20 protein-coding genes are annotated in these 22,662 nt (G+C 70.3%); 10 read left to right on the top strand and 10 right to left on the bottom strand.

Going from position 1 to position 22,662, the window contains the following annotated elements:
- Positions 1–23: 23 nt before the first annotated feature.
- A complete protein-coding gene (locus O7620_RS25205) occupies positions 24–545 on the bottom strand; it encodes an NfeD family protein (protein ID WP_225854085.1) in 522 nt (173 codons plus the stop codon).
- A gap of 66 nt (positions 546–611) precedes the next feature.
- Between O7620_RS25205 and O7620_RS25210 the strand changes: the two genes are divergently transcribed.
- The gene (locus O7620_RS25210) at positions 612–1,091 is read left to right on the top strand and encodes a methylated-DNA--[protein]-cysteine S-methyltransferase (protein ID WP_278125517.1); all 480 of its coding nucleotides are present in this window, start codon (positions 612–614) and stop codon (positions 1,089–1,091) included.
- 112 nt (positions 1,092–1,203) lie between these two features.
- On the top strand, positions 1,204–2,148 hold the full coding sequence (locus tag O7620_RS25215; protein ID WP_151487673.1) for a hypothetical protein: 945 nt from the start codon (positions 1,204–1,206) through the stop codon (positions 2,146–2,148).
- A gap of 89 nt (positions 2,149–2,237) precedes the next feature.
- Here the strand turns inward: O7620_RS25215 and O7620_RS25220 are convergent, their stop codons facing one another.
- Positions 2,238–3,317, bottom strand: a complete 1,080-nt coding sequence (locus tag O7620_RS25220) for an inositol-3-phosphate synthase (protein WP_139588081.1) — start codon at positions 3,315–3,317, stop codon at positions 2,238–2,240.
- A gap of 23 nt (positions 3,318–3,340) precedes the next feature.
- On the bottom strand, positions 3,341–3,979 hold the full coding sequence (locus O7620_RS25225; protein ID WP_151487672.1) for a PadR family transcriptional regulator: 639 nt from the start codon (positions 3,977–3,979) through the stop codon (positions 3,341–3,343).
- Between the two features lie 176 nt (positions 3,980–4,155).
- Between O7620_RS25225 and O7620_RS25230 the strand changes: the two genes are divergently transcribed.
- The 3 genes from O7620_RS25230 (at position 4,156) to O7620_RS25240 (ending at position 9,282) form a co-directional block, all read left to right on the top strand.
- Positions 4,156–4,605, top strand: coding sequence for a DUF5318 domain-containing protein (locus O7620_RS25230; RefSeq protein WP_151487671.1), 450 nt, complete (start codon positions 4,156–4,158; stop codon positions 4,603–4,605).
- A 197-nt stretch (positions 4,606–4,802) separates the two neighbouring features.
- Positions 4,803–7,649: a transglycosylase domain-containing protein gene (locus O7620_RS25235; protein ID WP_278125521.1), complete on the top strand. Its 2,847-nt coding sequence runs from the start codon at positions 4,803–4,805 to the stop codon at positions 7,647–7,649.
- A gap of 127 nt (positions 7,650–7,776) precedes the next feature.
- Positions 7,777–9,282, top strand: a complete 1,506-nt coding sequence (locus O7620_RS25240; protein ID WP_278125523.1) for a glycosyltransferase 87 family protein — start codon at positions 7,777–7,779, stop codon at positions 9,280–9,282.
- Positions 9,283–9,315: 33 nt separating this feature from the next.
- On the opposite strand, the gene O7620_RS25245 is transcribed toward O7620_RS25240, so the two are convergent.
- Both O7620_RS25245 and O7620_RS25250 read right to left on the bottom strand, forming a co-directional pair.
- A complete protein-coding gene (locus tag O7620_RS25245; RefSeq protein ID WP_278125524.1) occupies positions 9,316–11,583 on the bottom strand; it encodes a hypothetical protein in 2,268 nt (755 codons plus the stop codon).
- Positions 11,580–12,371 carry a deoxyribonuclease IV gene (locus O7620_RS25250; RefSeq protein ID WP_278125526.1) on the bottom strand — a complete coding sequence of 264 codons (792 nt, stop codon included), beginning with the start codon at positions 12,369–12,371 and terminating at the stop codon, positions 11,580–11,582. Before O7620_RS25250 ends, O7620_RS25245 begins: the two co-directional genes overlap by 4 nt.
- Positions 12,372–13,011: 640 nt before the next feature.
- Here O7620_RS25250 and rpsF point away from each other — a divergent pair.
- The 4 genes from rpsF (at position 13,012) to rplI (ending at position 14,657) form a co-directional block, all read left to right on the top strand.
- Positions 13,012–13,302 (top strand): 30S ribosomal protein S6, encoded by a 291-nt coding sequence (rpsF, locus tag O7620_RS25255; protein WP_007073791.1) that lies wholly within the window; start codon positions 13,012–13,014, stop codon positions 13,300–13,302.
- 79 nt (positions 13,303–13,381) lie between these two features.
- Positions 13,382–13,915, top strand: coding sequence for a single-stranded DNA-binding protein (locus O7620_RS25260; RefSeq protein ID WP_192580087.1), 534 nt, complete (start codon positions 13,382–13,384; stop codon positions 13,913–13,915).
- A 41-nt stretch (positions 13,916–13,956) separates the two neighbouring features.
- Positions 13,957–14,196, top strand: coding sequence for a 30S ribosomal protein S18 (rpsR, locus tag O7620_RS25265; protein WP_013289355.1), 240 nt, complete (start codon positions 13,957–13,959; stop codon positions 14,194–14,196).
- Between the two features lie 14 nt (positions 14,197–14,210).
- Positions 14,211–14,657 carry a 50S ribosomal protein L9 gene (gene rplI / locus O7620_RS25270; RefSeq protein ID WP_151487665.1) on the top strand — a complete coding sequence of 149 codons (447 nt, stop codon included), beginning with the start codon at positions 14,211–14,213 and terminating at the stop codon, positions 14,655–14,657.
- A gap of 84 nt (positions 14,658–14,741) precedes the next feature.
- On the opposite strand, the gene O7620_RS25275 is transcribed toward rplI, so the two are convergent.
- Positions 14,742–16,283 carry a hypothetical protein gene (locus O7620_RS25275; RefSeq protein ID WP_278125529.1) on the bottom strand — a complete coding sequence of 514 codons (1,542 nt, stop codon included), beginning with the start codon at positions 16,281–16,283 and terminating at the stop codon, positions 14,742–14,744.
- A 384-nt stretch (positions 16,284–16,667) separates the two neighbouring features.
- Here O7620_RS25275 and O7620_RS25280 point away from each other — a divergent pair, with 384 nt between their 5' ends.
- Positions 16,668–19,364, top strand: coding sequence for a replicative DNA helicase (locus tag O7620_RS25280; protein WP_278125531.1), 2,697 nt, complete (start codon positions 16,668–16,670; stop codon positions 19,362–19,364).
- 24 nt (positions 19,365–19,388) lie between these two features.
- On the opposite strand, the gene O7620_RS25285 is transcribed toward O7620_RS25280, so the two are convergent.
- From O7620_RS25285 to O7620_RS25300, 4 genes are all read right to left on the bottom strand, one after another.
- Positions 19,389–20,066, bottom strand: coding sequence for a maleylpyruvate isomerase N-terminal domain-containing protein (locus tag O7620_RS25285; protein WP_278125532.1), 678 nt, complete (start codon positions 20,064–20,066; stop codon positions 19,389–19,391).
- Between the two features lie 103 nt (positions 20,067–20,169).
- The gene (locus tag O7620_RS25290; protein ID WP_278125533.1) at positions 20,170–20,550 is read right to left on the bottom strand and encodes a zf-TFIIB domain-containing protein; all 381 of its coding nucleotides are present in this window, start codon (positions 20,548–20,550) and stop codon (positions 20,170–20,172) included.
- Positions 20,551–20,572: 22 nt separating this feature from the next.
- Positions 20,573–21,205, bottom strand: coding sequence for a phosphoribosyltransferase family protein (locus tag O7620_RS25295; protein ID WP_278125536.1), 633 nt, complete (start codon positions 21,203–21,205; stop codon positions 20,573–20,575).
- Between the two features lie 41 nt (positions 21,206–21,246).
- The gene (locus tag O7620_RS25300; RefSeq protein WP_278125538.1) at positions 21,247–22,578 is read right to left on the bottom strand and encodes a glycosyltransferase family 87 protein; all 1,332 of its coding nucleotides are present in this window, start codon (positions 22,576–22,578) and stop codon (positions 21,247–21,249) included.
- Between the last annotated feature and the right edge of the window lie 84 nt (positions 22,579–22,662).

A 22,662-nucleotide genomic window follows, 5' to 3' on the forward strand; every position in this document is an offset into this window, starting at 1 on the left:
GACGTCCCGTCTGTGAGAGGAGTTCAGTAGGTCTCGACGTGCACGCTGGTCTCGCTGAGCGCCTGCACGACGAAGACCTGGGCACCGATCGGGATCGGCTGGTCGGCGCGGGCGTTGAGCTTGACCGGTTGGCCGGCGACCCGTACCCGGACCTCGCCGTAGCCGTTGACCGGCACCGGCGTGACGACCAGGCCGAGCGCGCCCACCAGGTCGTCCCGGGTGGGGGTGGGGTCGGTGCGCATGTTCCGGGCCGCGCGGCTGAACCGCGAGGCCAGCCACCCGGTGGGCACGGCCGCGAGCAGGCCGCCGGCCACCGCGCCCGCGATCATGGCAGGGGTACGCGCGCCGAGCAGTTCGTTGACGATGGCACCGCCGAACCCGAACGCACCCGCGAAGCCGGCGACCGTCTCGACCGAGATCGGCCCGTCCACGTCGACGTGCCCGAAGTGGAGCAGCTCGGTGCCGAGCAGGGCGAGCGCCAGTACCGCCACACCGGCACCGCCGATGATGAGAAAGATGAGCGTCCCCGTGGCCACGACCTGCACGGTATCGACGTGACGCAACGCAGGGCGGGAGTCGGCAACGGTCGCGGGATCGGGGACAATGGGTGGATGCGCTGGACCGTGCTCGACTCGCCGATCGGCGAGTTCTCCGTGGCCAGCGACGGCGTGAGCGTCTGTGGCGCGCACTTCGGCCGGGTCGACGGGGCCGCCGACGAGCCGGACGACACGCCGTCCCGGCAGGTCGTCGCCGAACTGCGGGCGTACTTCGCCGGTGAGCTGACCGGGTTCACCGTGCCGGTGGCGATCCCCCGCGGCTCGGATTTCGAGCGGGCCGTGTGGCGGGAGATGACCCTCATCCCGTACGGCGAGACGCTGACCTATGGCGAGGTCGCGCGTCGGGTCGGCGATCCGGGCGCCGCCCGGGCCGTGGGTGTCGCCTGCAACCGCAACCCGATCCCGGTCATCGTGCCGTGCCACCGCATCGTCGGGGCCGGTGGGCGGCTCGTCGGGTTCGGGGGCGGCCTGCCGCGCAAGGTGCACCTGCTGGAGCTGGAGGCCCGGGTGGCCCTCCAGCAGGCGTGGTCCTGACCGGTCCGCCCCCCTCGGGAAGGTCTCTCGTTTATCGACCGATCGGTCGATGTGGACACCCCGCGACAACCGTCATGATCGGGCGTCATTTAACCGACTCTGCGGGGGACCGATGACCGAGCACGAGGACAAGACCGTGAACCGCCGCCGGCTGCTGCGCCGCGCCGGCACCGTGGCGGCGGGCGTCGCCGGCACCACCGTGGTGGGCGCCGCTGTCGCCGCGCCGGCCCAGGCCGCGCCCGGCGACCCGGTGGTCCAGGGCGGCACCAACGCCGCCGGCGCCACCATCACCACGCTGACCAGCACCGCGGCCGGGCCGACGCTGCAGCTGGCGAACACGAGCACCGCCACCTCGGATGGCGCGGTGCTGGCCCGACCGGCGCTGCGGCTCACGCCCAGCGGGGACTACCTGCACCCGGACTCGCCCGGTGGCTCGATCGGCATGGACAGCGCCAGCAACCTTCAGGTGGTCGCCGAGTACGGCGGCGGCAAGTACCTGGAGTACGTGCACACGACCGGCAACTCGAACCAGATCGTGTCGATCGTGCCGCAGCGGGTCGTGGACACCCGTTCGGCCGGGTCACGCGCTCGGATCCTCAACGCCTCGTCGACCACCCTGGACAGCTCGGGGCGCCTGCGCGACGGGCAGACCATCCACCTCGACCTGAGCGACTTCGTCTTCTTCAGCGACGCCCTCTTCGGCAACCTCACCGTGACGACCGCGGTCGCCTCGGGCTTCGTGCAGATCTTCCCGTACGGCAGCCCGCGTCCGGCGAACTTCTCAACGATCAACTACCTGCCCAACCAGGTGATCTCGAACTCGTTCATGTCGGGTGTCGGCTACGACGAGGACTTCAGCGACGTCATCTCCGTCTACGCCGCCCGGACCACCCACATCATCATCGACGTGGTGGCGTTCGTGATCGGCGTCGGACAGGTCTACCCGGACATCCTGCCGTTCTCCGCCGGCGCGTCGGCGCGTAGCGCCGAGTCGGCCGAGGACCGCCGGGCGAAGCGGGCCGCGGCGGCCAAGCAGGGGACGCCGAGCTGGAAGTGATGCGGTCGCCGTACCCACGGCGGCACTGAACGCGGCGAGGGCCGGGTCCTTTCGGACCCGGCCCTCGGTCGTGCGTGGTGTTCAGCGCGTCAGCGCTCGACCTCGCCGGCGATGAACTCCTCCACGGCCTGGTGGGCGTCGTGGTCGGCGTACTGCACCGGCGGGGACTTCATGAAGTACGACGAGGCCGACAGGATCGGGCCGCCGATCTTCCGGTCCAGCGCGATCTTCGCGGCCCGGACCGCGTCGATGATGACGCCGGCCGAGTTCGGCGAGTCCCACACCTCGAGCTTGAGCTCGGCGTTGAGCGGGGTGTCACCGAACGAGCGGCCCTCCAGGCGGATGTACGCCCACTTGCGGTCGTCCAGCCACGGCACGTGGTCCGACGGGCCGATGTGCACGTCGCTCTTGCTCATCTCGTGCGGGATCTGCGAGGTGACCGACTGGGTCTTCGAGATCTTCTTCGAGACCAGCCGCTTGCGCTCCAGCATGTTCATGAAGTCCATGTTGCCGCCGAAGTTGAGCTGGTACGTGCGCAGCAGCTCGACACCGCGGTCCTCGAAGAGCTTCGCCAGGGCGCGGTGCACGATGGTGGCGCCGACCTGGCTCTTGATGTCGTCACCGACGATCGGCAGGCCGGCGTCGGTGAACTTCTGGGCCCACTCGGGGTCGGAGGCGATGAAGACCGGCAGGGCGTTGACGAACGCGCAGCCGGCGTCGATCGCGGCCTGGGCGTAGAACTTGGCGGCCTGCTCGGAACCGACCGGGAGGTAGCAGACGACGACGTCGACCTGCGCGTCACGCAGCGCCTGCGCCACGTCGACGGGAGTGGCGTCGGACTCCTCGACGATCTCGCGGTAGTACTGGCCCAGACCGTCGAAGGTCGGACCGCGCTGCACGGACACGCCGGTCGGCGGCACGTCGCAGAGCTTGATGGTGTTGTTCTCGCTGGCGACGATCGCCTCCGCGAGGTCCATGCCCACCTTCTTGGCGTCCACGTCGAATGCCGCGACGAACTCCACGGCGTTGACGTGGTAGTCGCCGAAGGCGACGTGCATGAGACCCGGGACGCGGTCGTTCGGGTCGGCATTCCGGTAGTACTCGACGCCCTGAACCAGGGACGAGGCGCAGTTACCCACACCGACGATGGCGACGCGGACGGAGCCCATAGCGTCTGCCTCCTTCTTTTCTGTCACGGCCGCTCTTTCCTGGTCTCTCCAGGCGGAGGCGGGCTGTTGTCTTCTCGTCGGCCACCGGCCGACCCCAGGTGCGGGGCCGTCGGGGCTCGGCCGGAGCGCTCGTTGGCGATGAGCTCCTCCAGCCAGCGGACCTCACGCTCACAGGCGTCAAGGCCGTGGCGCTGCAGTTCCAAGGTGTAAGCGTCGAGGCGCTCGGCCGCCCGGCCCAGCACGTCACGAAGTCCTTCGCGACGCTCCTCGATCTTGCGGCGGCGACCCTCCAGGATGCGGAGTCGGGTCGCCTGGTCGGTCCGGGCGAAGAACGCGAAGTGCACCCCGAAGCCCGTGTCGTCGTACGTCTCGGGCCCGGCCTGTGCGATCAGCTGGGCGAAGCGTTCCTTGCCCTCCGCGGTGATTTTGTAGACCACCCGACCTCGTCGGCTGGTCAGCGCGGGAACCTCCTCGGCGGTGGCGGGTGTCTCGGCGGCTTCGGTGATCCATCCCGCCGCCTGCAACCTGCGCAGGGTTGGGTAGAGCGAGCCGTAGCTGATCGCCGCCCGGATCGCACCGAGTTTGGCGGTCAGCTCCTTGCGCAGCTCATAGCCGTGCATCGGAGACTCCTGCAGGAGGCCGAGGATGGCGAATTCGAGCACTGGCCACCCTCTCTATCACCCTCCGGCGCGGATTGGTAACCGCCGCGATGTATCGGACCGATACATCGCACGTTAGCGGGTCGCGAAGGCCAGGGCAAACCCCCGTTCCGAGACGCTTCCGTCACGGATCGTGACCATGGTCGCCTGGTCGGGCCGGACCGCGTACCCTTCTCCGCATGCGTACGCAGCGCCAGGTCGTCGACTACTCGCTTCAGAAGCGAGCGGTGCTGCGTGAGCTCCTGGCCGGCCGGGTCGGCACGTACGACGTGTGTGACGCGTCGCCGTACCTGAAGAACGCGGCTCGGTTCCACGGCGAGCCGACCGACCGGCGCTGCCCCATCTGCCGCAGCGAGAATCTGACGCTCGTCCACTACATTTACGGTGACGAACTCAAGCAGTCCGCCGGCCAGGCTCGGACACTGTCCGAGCTGCCCGTGCTGGCGATGACGCTGCGTGAGTTTCAGGTCTTCGTGGTGGAGGTGTGCCTCGGCTGTGACTGGAACCATCTCGTCGAGCAGTACCTGCTCGGCCGGGACGGTCTCACTGCCGACGGCGACAGCGCCGGCGAGCAGGACGCGGCGGGCGCCGAGGGCACGGGTCGGCGGAGGCGAGAGGCGCAACGGTGATCTCAGCTGGATCGACCGGCCCCGGGGCCGCAGACATGAACCGGGACGGCCGACCGCCCGTTGTTCTGATTGGCCCGATTGATCCAGCAATGACCCCGGAGGATTGGCACCCCCGTGCCGTCGTCCCGGGTGAAGCAACTCACGGCAACCCGGTGGCGGCGCAGTCGCGCCCCACCGCGACCGGCAGGGTGTGAGGAATGAACTCGTACGGCGATCCCAGTTCTGCGCGCGGACGGGCCCAGTACCCGGGCCTCGACGGTGACCCCGGACCGGGCGCGAACGACGCGCACCGCCAGACCGGCGGTGACTCCGGCGGGAGCGGCTGGTCGGCCCAGGAGGGCGCGGCGCCCCCGGGCCGTGCCTCGGTGACACCACGGCCCGCCGGCGGTCGCGCGTCGGTGGGTGGTTCCGCCGCGGTGCCGCCGCGCGGTGGTGCGGCCGGGTCCGCCTCGGTGGGGTCGGCCACGCCGGGCCGCAGCGGCCGTGCCTCGGTGCCGGTGTCCCCGGCGCCCGGTGCGGCCGCCGGTCGTGCCGGAGCGGGCCGGGCCTCGGTGCCGGTGTCCCCGGCGCCCGGCGCGCCGGCGGGTCGGGCCACGGTCGGCGCCGCCGCGGTGGGCGCCGCCTCGGCCGGTCGGGCCAGTGTCGGCTCGGCGTCGGTCGGTGGTCGGGCCGCCGTCGCCAGGGCGAGTGTCTCCCCGGTCTCCGGCGGCCCAGGTGGCCCCGGCGGACCGAACGGTCCGGGGCGCGGTGGTCGTGGCGGTCGTGGCCCGGGTGATCCGGCCGGGGCGGCCCGCGCCAAGAAGCGCAAGCGGATGAACCTGCTGATCGCCGGTTTCGCCGTCTTCATCATGCTCGCCGGCATCGGTGTGGTCGGGTTCACCTACTACTCGACCAACGTGGTCATGCCCGACGAGATGCCGCTGCCGCTGTCCACCACCGTGTACGCCAAGGACGGCAAGACCCAGCTCGCCAAGCTGGGCAGCGAGAACCGCACCTTCGTCACCATCGACCAGATCCCGCAGCACGTGCAGGACGCGGTCGCCGCCGCCGAGGACCGGAACTTCTACCGGCACTCGGGTGTCGACTACAAGGGCATCGTCCGGGCCGCCTGGAACAACGTCTCCAACGGCGACAAGCAGGGCGCCTCGACGATCACCCAGCAGTACGCCCGCAACGCGTTCGAGAACCTCAAGGACGACACGTACGGTCGGAAGGTCAAGGAGGCGATCCTCGCCTCCAAGCTGAACGACAGGTACAGCAAGCCAGAGATCATGCAGCATTACCTGAACGTCATCTACTTCGGACGCGGCGCGTACGGCATCGAGGCGGCGGCGCAGACCTATTTCGGCAAGTCCGCGATCAAGCTCAGCCCCGCCGAGGGCGCGGTCCTGGCCGCGTTGATCAAGCAGCCGCAGGCGACCAACACCCACAAGGGCTATGACCCGGCGGTCAACCCGACCGACGCCAAGACCCGCTGGGACTACGTGATCGGTGGCATGAAGCAGGAGGGCTGGCTGGACTCCCCCAACCACCCGCCGGCGCCCACCGAGTACCCCAAGGTCCTGCCGCAGAAGAAGGGCGGCAACGGGTTCGGCGTCGACAGCCCGCGCGGCAACGTCATCAACTACGTCCGCAGGGAGATGGACCAGATGGGTCTCTGCTCCAACAGCGGCGCGGACGGCAAGACGAGCTGCTTCGACGCCCTGCGGGACGGCGGCTACCGGATCACCACCACCATCGATCCGAAGCTCCAGACGGCTGCCGAGAACCTCGCAATGCAGTCGAAGAAGGGCTCCGAGCTCAACGAGCAGCCGAAGAACCTGATGGCGGCCATGGTCTCGATCGACCCGAAGAAGGGCCGCGTGCTCGCCTACTACGGCGGTGACAGCGGCACGGACTTCGACTACGCCGGCAAGAACCTCGACCAGTACGGCGACCTGGCCGGTGGCCACCAGCCGGGCTCGTCGATGAAGGTGTACACCCTGGCCGCCGCGATCGAGGCGGGCATCTCGGTGAAGTCGCACTGGGACCCCACGCCGTACAAGCCCGAGGGCTCCGCGGTGGCGATCGGCAACGCCGGCCGTACCAACCTCAAGTGCGGCAAGTACTGCACGCTCGAAGAGTCGACGATCCAGTCGTACAACGTGCCCTTCTACTGGGTCACCAAGGAGATCGGCGCCGGGAAGGTGGTCGACATGGCCCGCAAGGCCGGCGTGACCACCATGTGGGGTGTCGACCCGCCGAAGGCCTTCGACCTGTCGAAGAAGGAGCCGAACCCCTTCGACAACTACACCGGTTTCGGCAAGTACCCGATCACCGTGTTCGACCACGCCAACGCCATGGCCACCTTCGCCAATGACGGCAAGTACATCAAGGCGCACTTCGTCATCAAGGTGGAGCAGCAGGACAAGGACACCGGCAAGTGGAAGGTCGTCGGCAGCGAGCGCATCAAGCCGGAGCAGCGGATCGACAAGAGGATCACCGATGAGGTCACCGGTGTCCTGAAGCAGATCCCGAAGCCCAACGGCCTGACGCTCGAGGACGGCCGCCAGGCCGCTGCCAAGACCGGCACCTGGGAGTACGACAGCAAGGACAACGCCCACGCGTGGACGGTCGGCTACACGCCGCAGAACGCCACCGTCGTCTGGGTGGGCAGTCGGGATCCGAAGAAGCCCCAGATCCGCCTCGCCAACGGTAAGCACATCAGTGGCGGAACGCTGCCCGGCCTGATCTGGGAGAAGTACTTGAACGCCGCCCTCAAGGGGCAGGATGAGATCTCCCTGCCCAGCGTCACCGGCGAGGGCGACACCACAAGGGGCAACGGCAAGGAGCCGGCAGCGCCGCCGCCGACCATTCCGGGCCTGCCCGGCGGGCAGCCCTGTAACCCGCTGACCGACCCGTTCTGCCCGAACCCCGGTGGCGGCGGTCCGGGTGGTCCCGGCGGTCCGGGTGGTCCCGGCGGTCCCGGCGGTCCCGGTGGCGGTGGAAATGGCGGCGCCGGTGGCGGGCTGCTGCCCGGCCTGACACCGACAACCCGGGACTGACCCGCACTCGTGGAACCGACGCCGCAGCCGGCCGGACGACCTGTCCGACCGGCTGCGGCGTTTCCGTACCCGGATCTCCGCGCCGCGCCGGGACGCGCACCCCCGCCGTACGGCAGGATGCCTTGTCATGAGCACCCAGTCGACGCCCGGCATCGACGACGCCGGAACCACCGACCACCCGTCCCGCTCCGACGGGTTCGTTCGCGGCATCTCCGGCGCGATCGGCGGGCCGCTGGGCGACCACGCGACGGCACTGAACCGACCGGCCGGCGGGGAACACCGGTTCTGGACGGCCGTCCGGATCGTGCTGGCGCTGGCCTGCCTCACGCTCGCCCTGCACTGGGTGCAGAAGTCTCCCTGCCAGGACGGTGCCTGGCAGAACAACGTCCAGTACACCCGGTTCTGCTACACCGACGTCCTCGCCCTCTACTACGCCGAAGGGCTCAACGAGGGCAAGGTGCCCTACCGCGACCACCCGGTGGAGTACCCGGTGCTCACCGGCTATTTCATGGGGGCACTGGGCCTGCCCGTGCACGCCGTGGGCGACGGCGACCCGAGCATCAACCAGGGCCAGTGGTTCTACAACCTCAACGCGCTGGTGCTGGGCGCGCTCGCGGTGGCCACCGTGGCGGTGATCCTCGCCCTGCGCCGCCGACGACCCTGGGACGCCGCGCTGTTCGCGCTCGCCCCGGCCCTGCTGCTCACCGCCACCGTCAACTGGGACCTGCTCGCCATCGGGTTGGCCGCCTTCGGCCTGCTGGCCTGGGCACGGCGACGACCAGCGGTGGCCGGCGTACTGCTGGGTCTCGCGGGAACGGCGAAACTCTGGCCGCTGTTCCTGCTCGGCCCGATCCTCATCCTGGCGCTGCGCGCCGACCGGATCCGCGCGGCACTCGTCGCCATCGGCACGGCGATCACGGCGGTGGTGCTGGTGAACCTGCCGGCGGCCCGGTGGTACCCGGAGAACTGGGACCGGTTCTTCGAGCTGAACACCACCCGGCCCATCGACTGGGGGACGCTCTGGTACATCGGGCGCTACCTGGACGGCAAGGTCGGCGGCGACCCCACCCGGCTCGGCCCGTTCGAGTGGCTGAACGTCAACATTCCCACCCTCAACACCATCTCGTACGCCCTCTTCGGGCTGGCCTGCCTCGGCATTGCCGTGCTGGCGTTGCGGGCGCCGCGCCGGCCGCGGCTGGCGCAGCTCGCGTTCCTCGTGGTCGCCGCGTTCCTCATCTTCAGCAAGGTCTGGTCCCAGCAGTTCGTGCTCTGGCTGCTGCCGCTGGTGGTGCTGGCCCGGCCGAAGTGGGGGGCCTTCCTGGCCTGGCAGATCGCCGAGGTCTGCTACTTCGTCGCCTTCTATGGCGAACTGCTCGGCGCGGCCACCAGCCGTCCGGTCTTCCCGGAGGGCGTGTTCGTGCTGGCGTCGACGTTGCGACTGGCCACCGTGGTGGTGCTGTGTGTGCTGGTCGTCAAGGAGATCCTGCACCCCGAGCGGGACGCGGTACGGACCAACTACCCGGACGACCCGGACGGCGGGGTCCTCGACGGCGCACCGGATGCCCCCTGGCTGGACCGCTGGCGCCGCCGAGCAGACAACCCCGAACCGGAGCCCGCGATCAGCACCAGCTGACACCAAGCCACGGACGCAGCCTGACCAAAAGCCTCAGAGCCGATACACCACAGCGTCGCCCACATCCTGCCGCGTGATTCCGAGCGACTCGACCGGCGCGTCGATGGTGATCTCCCATGGCGTGCCGGGCACCTGACCGCGCAGCAGCACCACCGCGCGGACGCCGAGCGTACGCAGGTAGTCGACGCTGGTCTGGTCGGGGAACGACTGGCTCACCCGGCGGACGTCGTCGAGCTGTCGCGGCGTGAAGCCGCTGCCACCGTTCACCACGTCCGGGAATCCGCTGGTCGACCAGAGCATCACGTGCTGGTCCAGGCTCTGGTTGCTGGGCAGCACCAGCAGCGGCCCCGCCACCGTGCGCATAGCCGCCGGCTGGGTCGGCACCACCGGATGCGGGGTGGTGTTCAGACCCTCGACGGTCACCAGCAGCAGCGGCAGCAGGGTGGCCAGCCGCAGCCACGGCCCCGGCCAGGACGGGATCCGCTGGGCGGCCAGGTCACGCACCCGTTCGGTGAGCGCGGTGACCGCGCCCGCGGCGAGCAGGGCCAGCAGCAGCGTGGCCCACAACATCAACCGGCCCGGGGTACGCAGCGCGTTCCAGCCCGGTGCGTGCTCGAAGAGCGGCAGGTACGTGAAGGTGCCGTCGAAGAAGCGGGTGCCCATCGCGAGGACCATGGTCACCAGCACCCCGGCGAGCAGCAGCAGCCGGTGCCGCAGCCGCCACACCGAAAAGAACAGCCCGCCGGCGGCCAGCGCGTAGAGCACGAAGCCCGGCAGCAGCGTCATCTCCGGGTGCCACGGCAGCGCCGCGCGGGCACCCTCGTGCAGTCCGCCCCAGATCCGGGACTCGGCGGGCGCGGTCACGAAACCGGACGCCGGCGGCGAGAAGATGCTGATGTCACCGATGGTGCGCTCGGCGTACGGGTGCAGCTCGGTCACCCTGAAGTACGGGTACGCCAGGAGCAGACCCACCGCGGCGAAGAAGATCCCGCCGAGCACGTCGGCCACGAGCAGCCGGCGGCCGAACGGCAGGGCCTCACCGGTCCGGAGCCGGCGAACGAGGAACAGGACCGCGGCGACGGGCACCGCACCGGCGAGGAAGTACGCGAACGGCAGACCGATGCCGAAGCCGAGGCTGAGCTGCCAGGCCGCGACCAGCCAACCGGCGTACACCCAGCCGTCGTGCCGGCGTTCGGGCCGGTAACCGTGCCGCAGCGACCAGCCGTGCCCACGCGCGAGCATGGCCAGCGCCAACGGGATGCCGCCGTTCGACAGCACGTGCAGGTGCCCGGCCTGGGCCAGCAGCCACGGCGCGTAGGCGTATCCGACACCGGCGACCGCGGCACCGATCCGACCCGAGCCGAGCTGCCGGGCCAGCGCGTACGCCCCGAGCGTCGCGAGCGCGTGCGCCAGCACGAACATGATGTTGTAGCGCAGGACCGCGTCCTCGGGGCCACTGCCGAGCATCCCGGCCGGCGCGTAGCCGAGCAGCGTGTCGGAGAACGCGAAGCTCCACAGCTCGGGAAAGAACGTGTTGGACTGCCACAGGCGCGCCGGGTCGGCCAGCAGGATGTGCCCGGACCAGGCCATCTGCCACGCCTGCAGGCTCGGATCCCAGTAGTCCTGCGGAAGGGTGTAGCGCGGGTAGCGCAGCGTCGGCCACGTCATCAGCACGGCCAGGGCCAGCGCAGCGAGGCTCGCCAGCGTCCACTCGTGGATCAGGGACCGGCCCACTGCCCGGCCCGCGCGGGCGAGTCGGGAGGGCACGGGGTCGGGTGCGGACGCGAAGGCCACCCAGCGGTCGGAACCCTCCGCCGTCTTCCCGTCGGTGCCCGTCTTCCCGTCGGCGTCGTCGCCGGGCGTCGCGGTGGCGGTCGGGTCGCCGCCCTTGGCGGCGTCCGCCTTCGGGGCACCGCCTTCGGCGGACAGGCCAGCAGCGCCCTTGCCCTTCGCGGCCCTCCGCCTGCCGAACCAGCCCTTGGCCGCCTTGTCCTTGGTCAGGTGGGCGGCAGGCGTCGCGGCCTCGGCCTTGTCGTTCATGGCCGTGTCGTCCTTGGCTGTGTCTACCGTGGTTGCGGCGCCGTTCGCCGTGTCGACCTTGGTTGCGGCGCTGTTCGCCGCGTCGGCCTTGGCCGCGTCGCCCTCGGTTGCCGCGCCCTTGGTTGCCGCGCCCTTGGCCGTGTCGTCCTTGGTTGCGGTAGCCGTGGGGCCGACGTCCGTGGCTGCGGCGTCCTCAGGGATGTCCGATTCGCCGACGGGGGTGGGCCGGGCGTTCCCGGTCCCGGGCTGTCCGGTCGTCATGCCGCCGTGCTCCCCGCGCCGAGCTGCTGACGCAGGAAGTCGATGTCGGCGGCCTGACCGGTGACACCGCCCGGGGTCTCGACGACCACCGGCGCGCCGGCCGCCCGGATCACCGCGACCACCAGCTCCGGGTCGATCGTCCCGCCGCCCAGGTTGTCGTGGCGATCCTGGCCGGAGTTGAACGCACCCTTGGAGTTGTTGGCGTGCACCAGGTCGATCCGTCCGGTGATCGCCTTGACCCGGTCGACCAGACCGAGCAGTTCCTCGCCGCCCGCGAACGCGTGGCAGGTATCCAGGCAGAAGCCCACCTCGTGGTCACCGATGGCGTCCCAGAGTCGGGCGAGCGCATCCAGCCGTCGGGCGCACGCGTTGTCACCGCCGGCCGTGTTCTCGATCAGGACGGGGACGCCGAAGCCGCCGGAGTCGGCGGCGTACGCGAAGGTCTTGCGCCAGTTGTCGAAGCCGACGGCCAGGTCGTCCCCGGCGTTGACGTGCCCACCGTGGACGATCAGACCCTTGGCGCCGATCTCGGCGGCCGCGGTGGCGTGCCCGAGCAGCAGCTTGCGGCTGGGGATCCGGATGCGGTTGTTCAGGGTCGCCACGTTGATCACGTACGGCGCGTGCACGTACAGATCCACTTCGGCCGTGCGCAGCCGCTCGGCGTCCTCCCGCGGCTTGGGGGCCTTCCACCCCTGTGGGTCGGAGAGGAAGAACTGCACGGTGTCGGCGGACCGGGCGACTGCCTCCGCCAGCGGGTCGGTCGAATCGACGTGGGCTCCGATACGCATGCGAGCGAGCCTACGTCGCGAGCCCGACAGGCGGGGCGACGGTCGGGGTGGTGTCGGGGAGGGGTCGCGTCACCGGACGGACCGACGATCGTTGATGGGTTGGAGCCGGCGGTCGACGCCCGGTACCGCCGACGGCGCGAGCGCCGCGTACGGCAGCCGGTGACCGACGGACCGACCGCGAGGTCACCCCCGCAGCGCGGCCCGGCGAGGCGGGGGCGGCCCACGTGGCAGACCCGACTCTCACCGATGAACAATCTCGGAAATTTGTGCTTTTTCCTCCGAGAAGGTACGAGAGCCGTTGTATCGTCAGGTAACAACACGATAAAGCTCCGCGGGGCGTCTTCGGTCCAACCTCATCGGTGTGGTCGTTCCTCCCCAGGTCCCACCCAAGGAATGCGGACGGGACGCCCCGCGGCCTCGTTGACGGGGGCTCATCACCGACCAATGGCGGTCGGACGGTGGGCCCCCGTCGGCATGCCCGGCCCACGACCCGACCACCCCGGGCATGATCGTCCGGACCGGGTATCCTGGTCAGGTTGTCCGCGTCCGGCCGGGTTCCCCCGGCACGTGCGGGCAGCGACGCACGACCTCCTGCCACGGAAGGACCGTGGCCGCCTAGCCCACAGGAGGTGAGCACGTCTTGCGTCATTACGAGATTATGGTGATCCTCGACCCCAGCCTCGAGGAACGCACCGTCGCCCCGTCGCTCGACACGTACCTGAACGTGATCCGGACCGCGGGTGGCTCCGTTGAGAAGACGGACGTGTGGGGCCGCCGGCGCCTCGCGTACGAGATCAACAAAAAGGCCGAGGGCATCTACGCCGTCGTCGACCTGCAGGCCACCCCTGCTGCCGTGGCCGAGCTGGACCGTCAGCTCCGCCTCAACGAGTCCGTGCTGCGCACCAAGGTCATCCGGCCGGAGATGCGCTAAGCATTCAACCCCGGTTCGCCCGGATCAGCCTCCGCGGCTCTGTCGTACTGCTCTGCGAGCCTGTACGTCGAGACGCTGAGTGCGCGAGGAGATGGTCATGGCAGGAGACACCACCATCACGGTCATCGGCAACCTGACCGATGACCCCGAGTTGCGGTTCACCCCGTCCGGTGCGGCGGTCGCCAAGTTCCGGGTCGCTTCGACGCCCCGGTTCATGGACAAGACCACCAACGAGTGGAAGGACGGCGAGCCGCTCTTCCTGGCCTGCACCGTGTGGCGCCAGGCGGCGGAGCACGTCGCCGAGTCGCTCCAGCGGGGCGCCCGCGTGATCGTCTCGGGTCGACTGCGTCAGCGGTCGTACGAGACCCGCGAGGGTGAGAAGCGCACCGTCATCGAGCTTGAGGTCGACGAGATCGGCCCGTCGCTGCGCTACGCCACGGCGAAGGTGCAGAAGATGTCCCGCTCCGGTGGCGGTGGCGGCGGCTTCGGTGGCGGTGGCGGTGGCAACCAGGGTGGCGGCGGAGGCAACTTCGACGACCCCTGGGCCTCGGCTGCACCCTCTCCCGCGCGTGCCGGTTCGGGCGCCAACTTCGATGAGGAGCCTCCGTTCTAATGGCGCCGAGCGCCCGCGATCGCAAACCAGGAGCACGTGCAATGGCCAAGGCTGCGGCACTTCGTAAGCCGAAGAAGAAGGTGAACCCGCTCGACAAGGACGGGATCACCTATATCGATTACAAGGACACCGCGCTGCTGCGCAAGTTCATCTCCGACCGCGGCAAGATCCGCGCTCGACGGGTGACCGGCGTGACCTCGCAGCAGCAGCGGCAGATCGCCCGTGCGGTCAAGAACGCCCGCGAGATGGCGCTCCTGCCGTACACGGCCACCACCCGCTGAGAGGAGGCACCGATATGAAGATCATCCTGACTCAGGAAGTTTCCGGCCTCGGTGCCCCGGGCGACATCGTCGAGGTCAAGGACGGCTACGGCCGTAACTACCTGCTGCCGCAGGGCTTCGCGATCGCCTGGACCAAGGGCGCGGAAAAGCAGGTCACGGTCATCAAGCGGGCCCGTTCGGCCCGTGAGATCCGCGACCTCGACCACGCCAACGAGGTCAAGGGTCAGCTCGAGGGCCTCAAGGTCAGCCTGAAGGCCCGCGCCGGCGACGGCGGCCGGCTCTTCGGCTCGGTCACCCCGGCCGAGATCGTCGACGCCGTCAAGGGCGCCGGCGGTCCGGTCCTGGACCGCCGCCGGCTGGAGGTGCCCGGTCACATCAAGTCGACCGGCAGCTACCCGGTGAAGATCAAGCTGCACCCCGAGGTGACCGCCTCGTTCAACCTGAACGTCGTTCAGGGCTGACGTCGGCAACAGCACCACCACGAGGGCCCGTACCGAGCGATCGGTGCGGGCCCTCGCGCGTTTCATGCGCCGGCCCGCGCCCGGTCAACCGATCGGCTGCCCGGTCACCGCGCTGATCAGCACGGTGGAGAGGCCACCACCCACGACCGCGGCGGCAAGAGCGATGGTCGCCGAACGCCACGTCGTGCCGACCCGACGCAGCAGCGCCGCCACCACCAGACTGCTCACCAGCGCCAGCCCGAAGCGCGGCGAGCCCGCGAGCAGCGACTCCAATGCCCGCGACCGAGGCGAATCACACCCGCCCCCACTGATGTCGGTGACACAGCCGGCCGGTGCCTGACCGTCCAGAGTCAACAGCCAGACGAAGATCAGGACGGCCGGCACCAGGTAACAGGCGGCGGTGTACAGCAACGGCCGGAACGATCCACCCGGATCCGGGTCGAGAAGGTCGTCCTCCAGGCGCCGAGCCCAACCACCCGTGGCCACCGACTCCACGCGTCGGCGCACCGACGCCGTTCCGACCGGAGACGGGACCGTCCGACGTCGGGTGCCCCCGTCCCGCTGCACGGGCGCGGTGCGAGGACGCGGAGCGGTGTAGCCCACCACCGGCGACCGTGGCGCCGACGTCGGTGGATCCATCCAGCGCGGATCGTCCCCGGCCAGCCGCGTACCGGACCAGAAGCCGTCGTCCCGACTGGGCCAACCCTCCGCCGCCACCTGCCGGTCGGCGCGCGGCGGGACCGTCCGATCCCACTGGTCGTCCGCGACCGCGGACCGCTCCCACTGCCCGGTGCGGTCGGACCGCTCCCAACCCCCGACACCCTCCACCTGTGCCCACTGCCCGCTCAGCTCCGTGCTGTCCGCGTCCGCGATCGACGGCCACGCGTGCACGCCCGACGCGTCCCACGGGTCAACCGCCGGCGCGTACGACGGCTCGGGCTCCGCCGCCCGCTCCGACCCGCGCTCCCACGGATCGACCGGGCGGGCCCAGGACTCTTCCGCCGCACGACGGCTGCGTCGAGTGCGCCGGCTCGCATCCCGACGAGGCGTCTCATCGGCGGGTGTCGCCTCCAGATCACCACCGGACCAGATCACCTGAGGACGACCAGCGGGCGCACGACGGGGGCGACTGTCCGAGACCGCTCCCGAGACCGGTTCCTCCTCCGCCGCGTCGGCGCGCCGGCGGCCGGCGTACCCCTGCTCCTGCGGACGGTCGAGCGTCCACTCCCGGGTGTGGTCCGATTCCGGCGCGGCACCGATCGCCGGTCGCTCCCGCCAACTGGTCTCGCTGACCTGCCGCCGCGTGCCCGTCGTCTCGGCGCGCCGCCAGCCAGCTCCGGAACTCGGGCGCTCCGGTGCGGCCGCATCCTCGTCGTCATCGGGTGCCGCGTGCCGGCCACCGCCGTCGGCGTGCCGAACCCCCGACTCGAGCGCCCACCTGGGCAGATAGGCGTCGACCGGCTCGTCCTGCCCGCGATCCAACGCGCGCCGCCGACTGGAGGTGCGGTAGCGACCGTCCTCGTCGTACGGGTCGACCGGAAGGGACGGCGTGCGCTCACCCCACGAGGCGGTCGGCTGGCCCTCGCGCGGGCTGCCCTCCCCGCGTCCCCAGTCCCGGTAACTCACGGCCGGATTGTGACCCTTCTGAACCGAAAGCGTAATCCGCTGTCCAGGTGTAGCCGTTCGCTGGAGATAGTACGGGACGATCGGGCCTCCGGCCCGACCGAAATATTCTCCTCCACAGGCTGGGGACCACGAAGCCGCAGGTCAGCGGCGTGCGGCCGAGAATTCCCCAGCGGTTATCCACACCCTGTGCACACGCTGCGCACATGCTCGTCCACCGGCGTCCACAGGTTGTCCCGAGGCTCGTCCACCGGCCTTGTTGAGTGGCTGACCTCGTGGTCCGTATGGTTGGCCCTCGACCGCCGGTGCGATGACCCCCGATCGACCGGCCTGGTCGGAAGAGAAGTGTCGTACCCCGGCGGTAGAGCTGGGTCCGGATCCGACGCAGTGGAGGGGGGCCCGGTGTCGGTCACCGATGACATGCGGGCGGAGTCACGGTCCAGCGGCGGCCAGCCGCCCGCGCAGCGGGACGGCCAGTTCGACAAGACCCCGCCCCAGGATGTCGCCGCCGAGCAGTGCGTCCTCGGCGGCATGCTGCTCTCCAAGGACGCCATCGCCGACGTCGTCGAGATCCTCAAGACCAACGACTTCTACCGGCCGGTGCACGCCACCATCTTCGACACCATCCTGGACATCTACGGCCGGGGTGAGCCGGCCGACCCGATCACCGTGGCCGCAGCCCTGACCGACTCGGGCGATCTGGCCCGCATCGGCGGCGCCCCCTACCTGCACACCCTCATCGCCAGCGTGCCCACGGCGGCCAACGCCGCCTACTACGCGCGGATCGTCAGCGAGCGGGCGGTGCTGCGTCGATTGGTCGAGGCCGGCACCAAGATCGTGCAGCTGGGCTACGGCACCGCCAATGGTGGCAGCCGCGATGTCGACGATATCGTGGACCTCGCCCAGCAGGCCGTCTACGACGTCACCGAACGGCGGGTCAGCGAGGACTTCGCGGTCCTGGCCGACATGTTGCAGCCGACGCTGGACGAGATCGAGGCGGTGGGCGCGCAGGGCGGCGTCATGACCGGCGTCCCGACCGGCTTCAGCGACCTGGACCGGCTGCTCAACGGCCTGCACGCAGGGCAGTTGATCATTGTGGCCGGCAGGCCCGGTTTGGGAAAATCGACGGCCAGCATGGACTTCGCCCGAAATGCTGCGATTCGCGCCAACCAGGCGGCGGCCATCTTCTCGCTCGAAATGAGCAAGGTCGAGATCGTCATGCGACTGCTCTCGGCCGAGGCACGCGTGCCGCTGCACGTGCTGCGCAGCGGGCAGCTCTCCGACGACGACTGGACCAAGCTGGCCCGGTGCATGGGCGAGATCAGCGAGGCGCCGCTCTTCGTCGACGACACCCCGAGCATGAACCTGATGGAGATCCGGGCCAAGGCCCGCCGGCTCAAGCAGCGGCACGACCTCAAGATGATCGTCGTCGACTATCTCCAGCTGATGACCTCACCGAAGCGCACCGAGAGCCGGCAGCAGGAGGTCGCGGACCTGTCCCGTGGCCTGAAGCTGCTGGCCAAGGAGGTGGAGTGCCCGGTGATCGCGGTCAGTCAGCTGAACCGTGGCCCCGAGCAGCGCACCGACAAACGCCCCCAGCTGTCCGACCTGCGCGAGTCTGGCTGCCTCACGGCGGAGACCCGGCTGATTCGAGCGGACGACAATAGTGAAATCACCCTCGGTGAGCTGCTGACCAACAAGGCGAAGGACATCCCGGTCTGGGCCTTGGATGAGGGTCTCCGCTACACCCCCCGCACTATGACCCATGTCTTTCCCAGTGGCACTCGGGAGGTCTTCCGCCTGACCCTCGCCTCGGGCAAGCAGATTGACGCGACGGCCAACCACCCGTTTCTCGCGTTCACCGGATGGGTGCCTCTGGGTGAGCTTTCACCAGGGGATCGCATCGCTACGCCTCGCCATCTGCCGCCCCCGATGGCCGTCCGCCCGTGGGCTGACGCCGAGGTCGTCATGTTGGCACACCTGCTCGGCGACGGTTCTTTCGTGCGGCGTCAGCCGATCCGGTACGCGAGTTGCGACGAGCTGAACCTCCAGGCCGTAACGGAGGCGGCGAAGCATTTCGGGATCTCCGCCGTCCGCGACGATTACACAGCGGCGAGAGTGACCACACTCCGGCTGCCCGCTCCGTACCGACTGGCTCGCGGTCGGCGCAACCCGATTGCGGAATGGCTGGACGGCCTGGGACTCTTCGGCCTCAGATCACATGAGAAATTCCTTCCGTCGCCTCTCTTCAGTCTGCCCAAGGAGCAGATCACCGCGTTCCTGCGACACCTGTGGGCCACGGACGGGTCGGTGACCGTCAACAAGTCAGGCTGCGGAGGGCGCGTCTATTTCGCGTCCACGAGCCGACGGATGCTTGAGGACATATCCCGGCTGCTGCTGAGGTATGGCATCACTGCCCGGCTGAAGGTTGTACCGGTGGTGAATCATCGTCCGCAGTACACCCTCGATATCTCCGGTCGGGACGACCAGTTGAGGTTCCTCCGCGAGATCGGCGTCTACGGGCAGCGGTCGGAGGGATGTACGGCACTTCTTGCCGCTCTGGAATCGGCGGAGAGCAACACCAACGTCGACACGGTGCCGCGCGAGGTGTGGGGCAGGGTCCGGGAGATCCTAGTCGAGCAGGGAATGACTCACCGCGAGTTCGCGAAGGCAATCGGCACCCAGTTTTGCGGCAGCGCCCTCTGGAAGCGTGCGCCGAGTCGCTCCCGGCTGGCAGCGATCGCCGGCGTACTCGACGCTGCCGATCTGGACCTGCACGCGACCAACGACATCTTCTGGGACTCGATCGTGTCGATCGTGTCGATCGGTGAGCAGGAGGTGTTCGACGCGACCGTTCTCGGGACGCACAACTTCATCGCCAACGGCATCGCCACACACAACTCGATTGAGCAGGACGCCGACGTTGTCATCCTGCTGCACCGCGACGACTACTACGACAAGGAGTCGCCCCGGGCGGGGGAGGCGGATTTCATTGTTGCCAAGCATCGAAATGGCCCCACCGACACGGTGACAGTCGCCGCGCAGCTGCATCTGTCCCGGTTCGTCGACATGGCCATCGGCTGACCGTCGCGACTGAGCACCAGCCGGTCAACCGAGCAGCGGAAACCAACCCGCCGACTCGCCCAGCTCCAGCCGGTCCCGGTCGGTGAGCGGGATTCGCCCGGTGGCCTTCAGGAGAAACTCGTGGTCGTCCCACGCGGCGGGGCGGACCGTGTCATCGCTCAGCAGGCCGTCCATGGTGGCCACCGCGACGCGTACCGCCAGTGGGCCGGGCGGCGGCGCGTCGGGCAGGTCCGGCGTGAGGTCCAGATGGTGCACGACGGCTTCGGTGGTCAGGGTGGCCAGGAAGTCCGGTACGCGCAGCACGTGGCCCTGCGTGGTCACGTGCCCGGCCGGGTCGGCTGCCGCGGCGGCGCGGACGGCGGCGGGGGCGGTGTCCGTCCAGAGTCGGACGATCCCGCTCGGGCGGTCGAACGCGGCGGCCGACCGGCGGACCCACCAGGCGTGGCGGTCGCCCTCGTCACCGGTGCCGGGAAAGTCGCGCCAGTAGCTCACGTCGTCCACGTCGGCAGGGCCGTCGACGGGGCTGGCCAGCGTCACCAGGGCGCGCTGGGCGTCGCTGAGGACGTGCAGGAGCAGATCCGCGACGAGCCACCCCCGACATCGGGTGGCGCGTTGCAGCGCCGCGTCGTCCAGGTCGCGGACCACCGCGGTGATTCCGTCGTAGGCCTGAGCGAGCGCCTGCTCCGGCCGGATCGCCGTCATGCGTTGCAGCCTCGCACGGACCGTCGTACCCGCCAACCGCTCGCGGCGAACGAAGTGCCCGGGCCGACGCGCGGATCGACCCGGGCGGGAAGGCGGGCCTGGTTCAGCCGAACATCTCGTCGAGGAAGCTCTTCTTCTTGCGCCGGTAGTGCCCGTGGTAGCCCTGGTGCTGTCGGTGGCCGTACGCCGGTGCCGGCGGGTAGCCGTGGGCGGGCGGCGGGGGCGGCGGGGGGACAGCGCCGTAGCCGGGCTGGTGCTGGGCCGGAGCGTGCGGGGGCGGGTAGCCGCCGGGCTGCTGGGCCGGAGCCGGGGGCGGGCCGCCGGCCTGCTGGCGGCTCCAGTTGGCCTCCGCCTCGAACAGCTTCTCCAACTCACCGCGGTCCAGGAAGATGCCCCGGCACTCCCCGCACTGGTCGATGACGACACCGCTGCGCTCGTACTGACGCATTTCTCCGTGGCACTTGGGACAGGTAAGACTATTCATCGCCCGACGGTACCCGGTGCAGCTACGCAGTTGCTGTGAGCGCCTCGGTGACTTCGTCGTCGGACACCTCGTGGAAGTCGTCGTAGTAGACGCTGACCGCGCCGAAGTCGGCCGGGCGTTGGGCGCAGACGACCTGGTCGGCTTCGGCGGCCAGCAGCTCGTACGCCTCCTGTGCGCCGACCGGGACCGCGACCACGACGCGGCGGGCGCCGAGCTGGCGGGAGACCTCCACGGCGGCGCGTGCGGTGGCCCCGGTGGCGAGGCCGTCGTCGACGATGACCGCGATCCGCCCGGTGAGGTCGAGTGGGGGGCGGCCGGCGCGGTAGAGACGTTCGCGGCGTTCCAACTCGGCCTCTTCGCGGTGGCTGACCTCGGTGATGTCGTCGCTGCTGAGTCGGCTGGCCACCGCGTCGTTGAGGACCTGCACGCCGTCCGGGCCGAGTGCGCCGAAGGCGACCTCCGGGGCCCACGGCATGCCGAGCTTGCGGACCACCAGCACGTCGAGCCGGGCGCCGAGCCGTTCGGCGACGACCCGGGCGACCGGCACACCACCGCGGACCAGGCCGAGGACGACGACGTCGGGTTCGCCGATGAGTGCGGTGAGTCGCTCGGCGAGCACCTGGCCCGCCTCGGCGCGGTCGCGGTAGGTGGTCATGCCTTCAGGTGTACGCCCTGGCGGGCGGTTCCGCCGGACAGTTACGCCGAACTGGCCCGACCGGACAGCTCCGCGGGCGTGGCGACGCTCGGCCGGTGCAGGGCGGGCGCCCAGGTGAGCAGGGCCAGCGGGTACAGCAGGTAGCCGAAGCGGGTCGAGGGCATCAGGGCGATGGCGGCGAGCAGCCCGTACGCGCAGATCAGTGCGGCGGCGACGGCGGTGCGGGGCGGTCGGCGGGCGAGCCGGACGGCGATGGCCACGCCGGCCGCGACCAGCAGCGCGGCGGCGATGAGCCGGCCGGCGGGCAGCGCCGAGGCGATCAGGTGTCCGGGGAACGGGGACTGCGCGGGGCTGGTCACCAGGCCATGGCCGAGAGGGAAGCGGAGGACGTTCTCGGTCAGGGCGTCGCGGTCGACCAGCAGGGCCGGGAGCAGTGCGGCGATGGGCAGTCCGATCGCGCCGATGGCGACGCGCGTGCCGGCTCGCCGGGTCAGACCCCAGACGATCAGGACCAGGGCGACCGGCCAGGCGAACAGCTTCAGCGCGCCGGCCAGCCCGACCGCGAGGCCGGCCCGGCCGGGCCGGCCGGCGGCGGCGAGCGCGAGAGCCAGCAGGCAGAGCGCGAGTACGGGAATGTCGTCGCCGCCGGTGGCGAGGGTGAGGGCGCAGATGGGCAGGACGGTGGCGGCCTGCACGCCGCGGAGCAGCGCGGCGTCGCGACGGGGGTTCGCAGTGGCGGGGCCGGCGGTGGTCGGTGTGCGGCGCAGGGCGGCCACGGCGAGGGCGAGGGCCAGCGCGGTGCCCACCGCGAACCAGACCCGGGCGTCGGTCCACCAGGTGTCGATCAGGGCTCTGGGCAGGCCGAACAGCGCCATGCCCGGCTGGTACGGGGTGTACCCGAGCAGTTGCTCGCCGGGCGGGAGGGCGGCGATGGCGTCGGGGCCGAGGTACGGGGTGCCGTGTTCCACCAGGCGGGCGCCCGCGTGTTCCACGACCAGCACCTCCTCCTGGGCCCGGTCGGTGCGCCCGGCGGTGCGCTCGATGCTCTGCCAGACGACGGGTAGCAGCGCGGTGCTCCCCCAGGTGAGGGCGGTGACCGTCCAGCGGGCGGGTAGGCCGGCCAGGCGGGAGGTCGGGTTGCGGCGGTGCAGCAGGAGCTGGACGATCACGGCCAGCGTCGCGACCAGGTAACCGACGGCGGCGACCGAGCCCCAGGCGCGGTGTGGCAGTAGCGTCGAGGTGACGGCGGTGATCGCGGCGAAGATGGCCGAGACGCCGTACAGGCCGAGGTCGAGGGCGAGCCCGCCGGCGGCGGTGTCGAGGGTCCGCCAGTGCCAGCGTCGACGGCGGTCGGTGGGGTCGTCGGCGATCACGGCCGCCAGTCTGGCAGACCGGGTTCCTCCCGCTTCGCTTCTGCTCCCCTTGATCACATCATGCTCAGTAGTCGGAACGATCCC

Origin of the sequence: Micromonospora sp. WMMD710 (assembly GCF_029626045.1) — a bacterium.
GTDB lineage: Bacteria > Actinomycetota > Actinomycetes > Mycobacteriales > Micromonosporaceae > Micromonospora.